Raw genomic sequence first — 11,372 nt, forward strand, 5'->3', positions numbered from 1 at the left:
GCATGGCCCGTTATGAAGGGTTCTCCCGGCCCCCGCTTCCCCCTCGCGCCCCAGCACCGCCCCGCCCGCGGCGGACGGTCCGGGAGCGTGTCGATCCAGACGGCCTTCCCGGACCCGGTGCTCCTCGAGCTGCCGTGGGACACGCCGCTCGAGCAGTGGCCGGAGCACGTCCTCGCCGCCCTGCCCCGGGGGATCTCCCGGCACGTCGTGCGCTTCGCCCGCGCCGGCGAGAAGGTCGTCGCCGTCAAGGAGACCGTTCCGCACTACGCCCGGCACGAGTACGCGACCCTGCGCCGGCTGCAGCGGATGGGGATCCCGTCCGTGGTGCCGGACTCCGTGGTCACGGACCGGTACACCCCCGAGGGGGAGCTCCTGCCGGCGGCCCTGGTGACGGACCACCTGAGCTTCTCCCTGCCCTACCGGGCCATCTTCTCCGCCGGTCCCAGCGCCGCCACGGTCGAGCGGCTCGTGGACGCGCTCGCCTCGCTGATCGTGCAGCTGCACCTCTCCGGCTTCTACTGGGGCGACGTCTCGCTCTCCAACACGCTGTTCCGCCGGGACGCCGGGGCGTTCGCCGCCTATCTGGTGGACGCGGAGACGGGCGAGATCCATCCGAAGCTCACGGACGGCCAGCGGGGGTACGACATCGAGCTGGCCCGCACCAACGTGGCCGGGGAGATCATGGACCTGCTGGCCGGGGCTGTCGAGGAGGGGCACGACATCGCGGACGTGGTGGATCCCTTCGAGGTCTCCGACCGGCTCGTCGCCACCTACGAGTTCCTGTGGCGCGAGCTGACGGTCGAGGAGTCCTTCAGCATGGACGAGCGCTGGCGCGTGGTGGAGCGGGTGCGCCGGCTCAACGAGCTCGGCTTCGACGTCGAGGAAGCCTCCATGGACACGGTCGACGGGCGGATCCGGCTGCGACCGCAGGTCGTGGAGCCCGGCCACCACACCCGTCGCCTGCAGCGGCTCACCGGTCTGGGCGCCCACGAGAACCAGGCGCGCAGGCTCCTGACCGACATCGCCCAGCTCGGTCAGGACCTCTACCCGGGCCTGCCCGAGGAGCTCGTGGCCCAGCTGTGGATGCGGGAGGTCTTCTCCCCGATCATGGAGGCGGTCACCCCGCCGATGCGCCGCAAGCTCGAGCCGGCCGAGATCGTGCACGAGGTGCTCGAGCACCGGTGGTTCCTCTCCGAGCGGGCCGGCAAGGACGTGGCGACGCACACGGCGGTCGAGGACTACGTGGCCTCGCAGCTGGCCCGGCGCCCGGACGAGCGCGAGGTCTTCTGAGCCGGGCGGCGGCGCGGACCGGTCAGGGCCGGTGCGCCCGGAGTACGCCGGTCAGCGTCCGGTGCACCCGCAGGGGCCAGTCGTCGCCCAGGCTCCCGTAGCGGGCCACGTGGGAGTAGGCGGAGCCCAGCACGAAGTCGAGGACGACGTCGACGTCCAGGTCCGGGCTCAGCCGCCCCGCCGCCGTCTCCGCGGCGAGGAGCTCCTTGAGCCGCTGCACGCGCGGCCGGACCAGGTGCGCCCGCAGGATCCGGGACGTCTCCGAGTCCGGGTCGCTCAGCAGCGAGACGGCCACGCCGATGCCCATGTCGTGGAGCAGGAAGTCCAGCGCCTCGGCGAGGCCCTCCTCCCAGCTCGCCGGGGAACTCGGCCGCTGCGGCGAGTACGTGGCCACGGCGTCCTCGAGGGCCCCCTCGAGCATCTCCAGGCTGTTCGCGTACCGGCGGTAGATCGACGTCTTGGCCACGCCGGAGGCCGCCGAGACCGCCTCGATGCTCACCCGGTGCGGCCCGCCCTCCCGGAGGAGGGCGAGTGCCGCCGCGGTGATCTTCTTGTCGGTGGAGACGGTCCGCGGATCGGTCCGGTCGTCGTCGCCCATCGGTGCCCCTCCTGCTCGCCGTCCGCCGCCCCTGCGGTCAGGCGGTCTTCCAGTCCTCGATGGGCCAGTGGTTCTTCCGGGCCAGCCGGTACAGGGGCAGGTCCGGGTTGACCGTGTAGGGGTGGCCCATGAGCAGCAGCCAGCTGGCGTCCGCGTGGGAGTCCCCGTAGCCGTAGGAGCGGGACAGGTCGTAGCCGCCCTGCTCGGCGTACGTCTTGAGCCACTGGGCGCGCGCCTCGTCGACCAGGGGCGGCGTGGCGAGGTAGCCGGTCATCACGCCGTCGCGCTCGTCCATCCGGCCCGCCACGACCTCGTCGAAGAGGTGCGCGATCGGCTCCACCAGGAGGTCGATGGACCCGGTGACCAGCACCGTCCGGTGCCCCGCGGCGCGGTGCTCCTCGATCCGGGCCAGGGCCCCGGGGCGCAGGAGGCGCCGCATGTCCTGGCCGAGCGGGCCGGCCACCTGCTCCCGCACGGTCCCGGCGGGCACGCCCTGGTAGCGGCGCATGAACGCCCGGATGAACTCCCCGCGGTCCCGCTTCTCGGCCTTGAGGTAGGTCGGAGCGCTCGAGACGAGGTCGGCGACCTCCGCGGGCCACTTCGCGAGGTGGAGGGTCCGGCGGCGCAGCTGCAGGTACTGCCGGATGACCGTGGAGTCCAGGACGGTGCCCTCGAGGTCGAAGACCGCGAGCACGTCCGTGCCTTCGCTGAGCGCCCGCCGGACCGCGTTGCGCCGCTTGGACGCCGCCTGGAGCCGGCCGTAGGCCTTGGTCATCGTGGTCAGGGCCGGCAGGTGCACGTTCTGCCAGTAGTCGGCCCAGTCGATCGACCGGACGTCGAAGGTCCGGTCCTCGGGCGTGCCGGCGGGCAGCGAGTCGTTGAGCTGCCGGGTGCTGGCGTCGTCGAAGATCATCTCGGTGCGCGTGTAGGACTGGTACAGGTCCACGTAGGTGCGCAGGGAGCCGAGGCCGGACTGCATGCGGTGCAGCGAGCTCGCCCACTCGCGGGTGCGGGACGTCGCGGGCAGCGCCGAGGTGAGCCGGCCGCCCACCGCGGAGAGCCGCTCCTTGACCGCGAGCGAGCGCTCCACGGCGTTGTTGGCGGGGAACTTCCACTCGGGCACGCGGATGGGCTTGCCCTCGGCGTCCTCGAGCGGGTGGGCGAGGAAGAAGGACCGGACGTTCTCGTACATCTGGTGGAACGGGAGCGGGTTCGAGGCGCCCGAGCAGACCTGGTAGTACGCGGGGGCGGGCTCCGGCTGCCCGTCCGAGGTGACCTCGCCCGACGGGCCGCGGTGCCCGTCCGTGGCCAGCGCCACGATCGCGTTGACCACGAAGTCGACGGGGATGACGTCGAGCACGGAGTCCGGCAGCCCCGGGAACTCCGGCAGGGCGCCCTTGGCGTAGGCCATGATCAGGGGGTCGGCCACCTTGTAGCCGTCGATCCAGCCGGGGTACGGGTGGCGCAGCGCGGACTCGATGATCGAGGGCCGGACCACGGAGAGGCGGTGCCCGCCGCCCGCCCACTTCTGCTCGGCGACGCGCTCGCCCAGGGCCTTCGTGAAGGTGTAGATGTCGGTCCAGCCGAGGGACTGCGCCCGGGTGCGCCCGTACTCGACGAGGCGGGTGCGCACCCACTCCTCGCGCGCGGCCTCCGCGGCGCGGGCCACCGACTTGGGGCCCTCCTTGCCGTGGTGCGCCGTGGCATCGTCGATGATCGCCTGCAGCCGCTCCGGGGTGCGGGAGGCCATCTCGGCCTCGTCGCGCGCCCGCTGGGCGGCCGCGTACTCGGCGGCCCAGTCGACGTCGTGGTCCACGGGCGCCTCGGGGCGCAGGCCCTTCGCGATCCCGCCGACGTAGCAGGTGGAGACGTGGATGACGTGCGGGTCCTGCCCGGAGGCCAGGAGCGCGTCGTAGAGGCCCGTGGCGCCGCCGACGTTCGTGCTGAAGGCCTCGTGGATGGGCGGGTCGAAGGACACCGTGGAGGCGGAGTGGATCACCACGTCGAACGGTTCCGTGATCTCCGCGAGGGCGGAGAGGTCCCCCTCGAGCACCGCGGTGCGCTCCGCGAAGACCCGCTGGGCCTCGTCATCGCCCACGGCCTCGCGCCAGGTGCGGAAGGCCGGCTTGCGCAGCAGCTGCCGCAGCCGCTGCGCGCCGCTGATGCTGCCCCTGGGCCGGACGACGGCCGTGACGTGGACCCCCTCGTGGTCGGACAGCAGCCGTTCGAGCACCGCCTGCCCGAGGAAGCCGGTGGCTCCCGTCAGCAGGACGCGCGTGGTGGGGGTCTCGGTCAACGGTGTTCCTCCGGTGGTGTGCTGGTCCGCGGCCGGTGCGGAGCGGGCGGGGGGCTGCGGGCGGATCCCGCCCGGCGGGCGACGACGGCGCCCCTCGAGCGGACCGCACCCGACTGCGCTACGGCTACCGTAGTGTAGCCTAGATCTCATGCTTACCGCTCTCGTGACCGGGGGGACGTCCGGCATCGGCGCCGCGTTCGCCGAGGCCCTGGCCCGCCGGGGAAATGCACTCGTCCTGGTGGCCCGCGACGCGGAACGCCTGGAGCAGACGGCGGCCGGGCTCCGCTCGGCGCACGGCGTGCCGGTGGAGGTCCTGGCCGCCGACCTCTCCGACCGCGCCGACGTGGACCGGGTCGCCGCCCGGGTCGAGGACCCCGAGCGCCCCGTGGACGTGCTCGTGAACAACGCCGGGTTCTCCGTGAAGACCCGCTTCACCGACCCGGACACCGGCGCCCACGACCGCGCGTTCGAGGTCATGTGCCGGGCGGTGCTGGTCCTGTCCTCGGCGGCCGCCCGGGCGATGACCGCGCGCGGCTCCGGCTGGATCATCAACGTCTCCTCCACCGCGGGGCTCGTCACGATGGGCTCGTACTCGGCGATCAAGGCCTACACGACCGCGTTCACCGAGGCCCTGGCCGTCGAGCTCGGCGGGACGGGCGTCCACGTCACCGCCCTGCTGCCCGGATGGGTGCGCACGGAGTTCCACGAGCGCGCCGGCATCAGCGGGTCCTCGATCCCCTCCTTCATGTGGCTCAGCCCCGAGCGCGTGGTCGAGGAGGCGCTCGACGACGTGGCGCGCGGCAAGGTGCTCTCGATGCCCACCAAGCGCTACCGGCTGCTCGGCTTCGTCCTGCGGCACCTGCCCCGCTCCGCGGTGCGCCGGATCTCGGGGCTCGTCGCCTCGGCCCGCCAGAAGGAACGGGCGGCCGGGTCGTGACGCGCCGCGGCCCCCAGGAGCCCGTGCCGGTCCAGCGCTCCATCGACGGGAACGGCGCAGGGCCCTCCTCCGCGGCCGAGGCCGCACCGGAGGCACCGCCCGCGTCCTCCGCGCACCTGAGCCCGGAGCGCTTCCGCGACCCGAGGCGCCGCCTCGCCCGGCGGATCGCCCAGCGGATCTTCCTGCAGGGCCTGGCGTACCGCACCGTCCGCCGGACCGTGGTGACCCACCCGGCGGCCGACGCCCTGGACGGGGCCTGCATCGTGGTCGCCAACCACTCGAGCCACCTCGACGCGCCCCTCGTCCTGGGCTCGGTGCCCCGGCGCATCCGCCGGGACCTCGCGACCGGGGTGGCCGCGGACTACTTCTTCACGGCGTCGCACAAGCGGATGTTCACCGAGCTGATCTTCAACGCCTTCCCGGTGGACCGGACGGGGACCGGGGCGAACCGCGGGCTGTCCAAGCAGCTGCTGAAGGCGGGGGTGCCGCTGCTCATCTTCCCGGAGGGCACACGGTCACGCACGGGCAAGATGGGGTCCTTCAAGATCGGCGCGGCGGGCCTGGCCAAGGCCGTGGGCGTCCCGGTGGTCCCCGTGGCCCTGATCGGGGCGTACGAGGCGATGCCGCGCGGGGCGCGCTGGCCGCGCCGCGGCCGGCCCCGCGTGGTGGTGGCCGTCGGCGAGCCGCTGGCCGCGCGCGAGAAGGAGCCCACCTCCTCGTTCAACGACCGGATCGAGGCCTCGGTGCGGTCGCTCTACGCCGAGCACCGTCCGCGCATCGACGCCTGAACCACCACCCCCGAGAACCAGGAGAGTACTGCGCAGATGGCACCCGTGAAGCACATGAAGTGGTGGGGGTGGGGCGAGGAAGGCGTGCACTTCGAGTACGCCAACAAGCCCGCCTTCGCACCGTTCGTCAAGAAGGCGCTGGACGTGGACCTGCGGCCCCGCCAGCGCGACACCATCGACTTCTCCACGGTGCGCGTCCCCGCCTCCCGTGCGGACGACGCCCTCCTGGACGCGCTGGCCGCCGTCACCGGACCCGAGCACCTGACGCTCGACGACGAGCTGCGGGTCGTGCACTGGGCCGGCAAGTCCGTCACCGAGCTCCTGCTCACCCGGGCGGGCGACTTCGCGCGCGTGCCCGACGTCGTCGTCTACCCGGCCGGTGAGGACGAGGTGGCCCAGGTGCTGCGCCTGGCGGTCGAGCGCGACCTCGTGGTCATCCCCTTCGGCGGCGGCACGAGCATCTCCCGCAGCCTGCAGCCGGACGCCGATGAAGAACGAACGATCGTTTCCCTGGATCTGGGCCGGATGAACCAGGTGCTGTCCCTCGACGAGACCTCCGGCCTCGCCACCATCCAGGCCGGGGTGCTGGGCCCGGACATGGAGGAGCAGCTCAACGCCCGCGGGTGGACGCTGGGCCACTTCCCCGACTCCTTCACCCACTCGACCCTCGGCGGCTGGGCCGCCACACGCTCCTCGGGGATGCAGTCCGACAAGTACGGCGACATCGCCGACATCGTGCGCGGGCTGCGGGTGGTGCGCCCCGGCGGCACCGTGGTGCTGCGGCCCCTCCCCTCGACCTCCACCGGTCCGAGCCTGCGGGAGATGATCATCGGCTCCGAGGGCCGGCTGGGCGTGATCACCCAGCTCGACGTGCACGTGCACCGGATCGCCGAGCACCGCGAGGTCATCGCGTACATGTTCCCCACGTGGCAGCAGGCACTCACCGCGATGCGCGAGATCGCGCGGTCCGGCGTCAGCACCACCTTCGCCCGGGTCTCCGACGCCCACGAGACCGCGTTCTCGCTCTCCACCCAGAAGGCCCCGGCCACCCTCAAGAAGAAGGTCACGGCCAAGGGCCAGGACCTGCTGTGGGAGCTCATGCGCCGCCGCGGCTGGGACACCGATGCCATGTGCATCGCCTACGTGTGCTTCGAGGGCAGCAAGGCGGAGGTCGAGGGCAGGAAGAAGGCCGTGTCCGGTCTCGTGAAGAAGCAGGGCGCCCTGGTCCTGGGCGCCGGCCCCGGCGCGCTCTACGACCAGAAGAAGTTCGACACCCCGTACCTGCGCGACTTCCTGCTCGAGCAGAACACCATCGGCGACGTCTCCGAGACGGCCGCCCCGTGGTCCAGGCTCACCAGCGTGCACCAGGCCGTCTACGTGGCCGCACACCGGGCGTTCGCGTCGCAGGGCAAGACGGGGTGGATCATGTCCCACATGTCCCACTCGTACCACTCCGGCGCCTGCCTGTACTTCACCTTCGGCTACGAGATCGGCGAGGACCCGCACGGCGAGTACGCCGTGATCAAGGGTGCGATCCAGCAGGCCTTCATCGACGCCGGGGGGACGCTGTCCCACCACCACGGGGTGGGACTGGAGCACAGCCCGTGGATGGAGCAGGACGTCTCCCCCGAGGGCGTGCGCCTCATGCGCAGCCTGTTCGCCGCCGCGGATCCCGGGCACAACTTCAATCCGGGCAAGATCGTCGGCTGATCCCCGCCGTCCGCGAGACGCAGGCCCCCACCGCCACGGTGGGGGCCTGCGCCGTGCGGAGGCCGTGACAGGGGCCGGCGGACCGGCGTGGTCAGCAGGTGCGATGACGGTGGTGGGTTCGTTAAATGCGGGGAGCCCCCGCACCGTGTGGTGCGGGGGCTCGACCCTTGTGTGGTGTGGTCCGGCGGTGTCCTACTCTCCCACACCCTTCCGGGTGCAGTACCATCGGCGCTGTGGGTCTTAGCTTCCGGGTTCGGGATGGGACCGGGCGTTTCCCCCACGCTATGACCGCCGTAACTCTGGTACCCGCCCCCCCTGGCCGCCGACTACGTGCCGGGCTGGCGGGGGTGGGTAAGTCACTGTGGTGCTCCGCCCGTGGTGGGCGGTATTCAATTGTGGTTCCCGTGCACCGAACAACCGTGGGGTTGTTGGTTGGGAGCCGTATAGTGGACGCGGTGTTCTGTGGTGTCCCCACCATGGGTCCCCGACGCGTGTCGGGGGGTGGGGGTGTGTGGTGTAAGTTGTCGGCGTATTAGTACCGGTCGGCTGCACACGTCGTTGGTTCGTGCTTCCACCTCCGGCCTATCAACCCAGTGGTCTAGCTGGGGGCCTCTCACACCTTGCGGTGTATGGAAATCTCATCTCGAAGCGAGCTTCCCGCTTAGATGCTTTCAGCGGTTATCTCTTCCGAACGTAGCGAAGCAGCGGTGCACCTGGCGGTACAACTGCCATACCAGAGGTTCGTCCGTCCCGGTCCTCTCGTACTAAGGACAGGTCTTCTCAAATTTCCTGCGCGCGCAGCGGATAGGGACCGAACTGTCTCACGACGTTCTGAACCCAGCTCGCGTACCGCTTTAATGGGCGAACAGCCCAACCCTTGGGACCAACTCCAGCCCCAGGATGCGACGAGCCGACATCGAGGTGCCAAACCATGCCGTCGATATGGACTCTTGGGCAAGATCAGCCTGTTATCCCCGAGGTACCTTTTATCCGTTGAGCGACGGCCATTCCACAATGTACCGCCGGATCACTAGTCCCGACTTTCGTCCCTGCTCGAGCTGTCGCTCTCACAGTCAAGCTCCCTTGTGCACTTACACTCGACACCTGATTGCCAACCAGGCTGAGGGAACCTTTGGGCGCCTCCGTTACTCTTTAGGAGGCAACCGCCCCAGTTAAACTACCCATCAGGCACTGTCCCTGACCCGGATCACGGGCCGAAGTTAGATGTCCAGAGTGACCAGAGTGGTATTTCAACGTTGACTCCACGTGCACTGGCGTGCCCGCTTCACCGTCTCCCACCTATCCTACACAAGCCACACCGAACACCAATACCAAACTATAGTAAAGGTCTCGGGGTCTTTCCGTCCTGCTGCGCGTAACGAGCATCTTTACTCGTACTGCAATTTCGCCGAGTTCATGGTTGAGACAGCGGGGAAGTCGTTACTCCATTCGTGCAGGTCGGAACTTACCCGACAAGGAATTTCGCTACCTTAGGATGGTTATAGTTACCACCGCCGTTTACTGGGGCTTAAATTCTCCGCTTCGCCGTGAGGCTAACAGGTCCTCTTAACCTTCCAGCACCGGGCAGGAGTCAGTCCGTATACATCGTCTTGCGACTTCGCACGGACCTGTGTTTTTGATAAACAGTCGCTTCCCCCTGGTCTCTGCGGCCCTTACCCGCTCGCACCAGCAAGTGGTGTCCACGGTCGGGGCCCCCCTTCTCCCGAAGTTACGGGGGCATTTTGCCGAGTTCCTTAACCATGATTCTCTCGATCGCCTTAGTATTCTCTACCTGATCACCTGTGTCGGTTTGGGGTACGGGCGGCTGGAACCTCGCGTCGATGCTTTTCTCGGCAGCATAGGATCACCGAATCCCCCCACGGATGGGGGTCCCGTCACGTCTCAAGCACATGACCCGCGGATTTGCCAACGGGTCGCCCTACACGCTTAGACCGGGTCTACCATCGCCCGGCTCGGCTACCTTCCTGCGTCACACCTGTTAATACGCTTACCTCCCCGGTTCAGGTCCCACGCTCCCCGGAGCCGGCGGCGACCAATGGTCACCGCGTGGCCCGGTTCGGGTGGTTAGTGTCCCCGGTTCGGTAGGGGCGGTTCTTCGCCGGTACGGGAATATCAACCCGTTGTCCATCGACTACGCCTGTCGGCCTCGCCTTAGGTCCCGACTGACCCAGGGCAGATTAGCTTGACCCTGGAACCCTTGATCATCCGGCGGACGGGTTTCTCACCCGTCATTCGCTACTCATGCCTGCATTCTCACTCGTGTGGGCTCCACCACTGGGTCACCCCGCAGCTTCACTGCCCACACGACGCTCCCCTACCCATCGCACCACCTGAGCCAGGACCAGGTCCTGGCTGGGTATCATTGGTGCAATGCCACAACTTCGGCGGTGTACTTGAGCCCCGCTACATTGTCGGCGCGGAATCACTTGACCAGTGAGCTATTACGCACTCTTTCAAGGATGGCTGCTTCTAAGCCAACCTCCTGGTTGTCTGAGCAACTCCACATCCTTTCCCACTTAGCACACGCTTAGGGGCCTTAGTTGGTGGTCTGGGCTGTTTCCCTCTCGACTATGAAGCTTATCCCCCACAGTCTCACTGCTACGCTCTCACTTACCGGCATTCGGAGTTTGGCTGACGTCAGTAACCTTGTAGGGCCCATCGGCCATCCAGTAGCTCTACCTCCGGCAAGAAACACGTAACGCTGCACCTAAATGCATTTCGGGGAGAACCAGCTATCACGAAGTTTGATTGGCCTTTCACCCCTACCCACAGCTCATCCCCTCCATTTTCAACTGAAGTGGGTTCGGTCCTCCACGCGCTCTTACACGCGCTTCAACCTGGCCATGGGTAGATCACTTCGCTTCGGGTCTAGATCACGCCACTCACTCGCCCTGTTCAGACTCGCTTTCGCTACGGATACCCCTCACGGGTTAACCTCGCGACGTAACACTAACTCGCAGGCTCATTCTTCAAAAGGCACGCCGTCACCCTTGTAAGGCTCCGACGGTTTGTAGGCACACGGTTTCAGGTACTATTTCACTCCCCTCCCGGGGTACTTTTCACCTTTCCCTCACGGTACTGGTCCGCTATCGGTCATCAGGTAGTATTTAGGCTTACCAGGTGGTCCTGGCAGATTCACACGGGATTTCTCGGGCCCCGTGCTACTTGGGTACACGCTCCACGCGGCAGCAACGATTTCGTCTACGGGACTCCCACCCTCTGCGGTCCGGCACTCACACCGGTTCGACTATCGTCCTGCACTCACGCGCCCGGGCCGGCAGACCCTGAGACGACGTGCCCCACGACCCCGATGATGCAACCCCTGCCGGGTATCACACACCATCGGTTTGGCCTCTTCCGCGTTCGCTCGCCACTACTGACGGAATCACTGTTGTTTTCTCTTCCTGTGGGTACTGAGATGTTTCACTTCCCCACGTTCCCTCCACACACCCTATGAATTCAGGTGCGGGTCACCACGCATAACACGCGGCGGGGTTTCCCCATTCGGAGACCCTCGGATCACAGCTCGTTTATCAGCTCCCCGAGGCTTATCGCAGATTACCGCGTCCTTCATCGGCTCCTGATGCCAAGGCATCCACCGTGCGCCCTTAAAAACTTGCCACATGATCACAGAACACACCGATACCCACCACCACCCACGGACCCTGTTCCCAGGAACCGCGACGCAGCAGTGTTCTCGGCGATCAATCACGAACACGGCACCACAACACA

6 protein-coding genes and 2 rRNA genes are annotated in these 11,372 nt (G+C 68.1%); 4 read left to right on the forward strand and 4 right to left on the reverse strand.

The annotated features are described in order from the left end of the window. Positions 1–12: 12 nt before the first annotated feature. On the forward strand, positions 13–1,290 hold the full coding sequence (locus tag ACPYN7_RS02455) for a DUF4032 domain-containing protein (RefSeq protein ID WP_424346586.1): 1,278 nt from the start codon (positions 13–15) through the stop codon (positions 1,288–1,290). 22 nt (positions 1,291–1,312) lie between these two features. Here ACPYN7_RS02455 and ACPYN7_RS02460 read toward each other — a convergent pair whose 3' ends face one another. Both ACPYN7_RS02460 and ACPYN7_RS02465 read right to left on the reverse strand, forming a co-directional pair. Beyond that, on the reverse strand, positions 1,313–1,888 hold the full coding sequence (locus tag ACPYN7_RS02460) for a TetR/AcrR family transcriptional regulator (RefSeq protein WP_424346587.1): 576 nt from the start codon (positions 1,886–1,888) through the stop codon (positions 1,313–1,315). A 37-nt stretch (positions 1,889–1,925) separates the two neighbouring features. After that, a complete protein-coding gene (locus ACPYN7_RS02465; RefSeq protein WP_058874257.1) occupies positions 1,926–4,184 on the reverse strand; it encodes an HAD-IB family hydrolase in 2,259 nt (752 codons plus the stop codon). A gap of 148 nt (positions 4,185–4,332) precedes the next feature. Between ACPYN7_RS02465 and ACPYN7_RS02470 the strand changes: the two genes are divergently transcribed. Genes ACPYN7_RS02470 through ACPYN7_RS02480 form a run of 3 tightly spaced genes read left to right on the forward strand, consistent with a single transcriptional unit; the run spans position 4,333 to position 7,619 of the window. Continuing rightward, positions 4,333–5,121 (forward strand): SDR family NAD(P)-dependent oxidoreductase, encoded by a 789-nt coding sequence (locus ACPYN7_RS02470; protein WP_058874256.1) that lies wholly within the window; start codon positions 4,333–4,335, stop codon positions 5,119–5,121. A 23-nt stretch (positions 5,122–5,144) separates the two neighbouring features. Continuing rightward, on the forward strand, positions 5,145–5,909 hold the full coding sequence (locus ACPYN7_RS02475; protein ID WP_424346588.1) for a lysophospholipid acyltransferase family protein: 765 nt from the start codon (positions 5,145–5,147) through the stop codon (positions 5,907–5,909). A 36-nt stretch (positions 5,910–5,945) separates the two neighbouring features. Beyond that, positions 5,946–7,619 (forward strand): FAD-binding oxidoreductase, encoded by a 1,674-nt coding sequence (locus tag ACPYN7_RS02480; protein ID WP_424346589.1) that lies wholly within the window; start codon positions 5,946–5,948, stop codon positions 7,617–7,619. 179 nt (positions 7,620–7,798) lie between these two features. On the opposite strand, the gene rrf is transcribed toward ACPYN7_RS02480, so the two are convergent. Both rrf and ACPYN7_RS02490 read right to left on the reverse strand, forming a co-directional pair. Beyond that, positions 7,799–7,915, reverse strand: a 5S ribosomal RNA gene (gene rrf, locus ACPYN7_RS02485). A 216-nt stretch (positions 7,916–8,131) separates the two neighbouring features. After that, positions 8,132–11,262, reverse strand: a 23S ribosomal RNA gene (locus ACPYN7_RS02490). Between the last annotated feature and the right edge of the window lie 110 nt (positions 11,263–11,372).

It is taken from the genome of Kocuria sp. CH-021 (assembly GCF_049716185.1).
Taxonomy (GTDB): domain Bacteria; phylum Actinomycetota; class Actinomycetes; order Actinomycetales; family Micrococcaceae; genus Kocuria; species Kocuria cellulosilytica.

Excerpts from the sequence above, each read along its gene's own strand:
- ACPYN7_RS02455 (WP_424346586.1), top strand. The coding sequence starts at position 13 with ATGAAGGGTTCTCCCGGCCCCCGCTTCCCCCTCGCGCCCCAGCACCGC.
- ACPYN7_RS02460 (WP_424346587.1), bottom strand. The coding sequence starts at position 1,888 with ATGGGCGACGACGACCGGACCGATCCGCGGACCGTCTCCACCGACAAG.
- ACPYN7_RS02470 (WP_058874256.1), top strand. The coding sequence starts at position 4,333 with ATGCTTACCGCTCTCGTGACCGGGGGGACGTCCGGCATCGGCGCCGCG.
- ACPYN7_RS02480 (WP_424346589.1), top strand. The coding sequence starts at position 5,946 with ATGGCACCCGTGAAGCACATGAAGTGGTGGGGGTGGGGCGAGGAAGGC.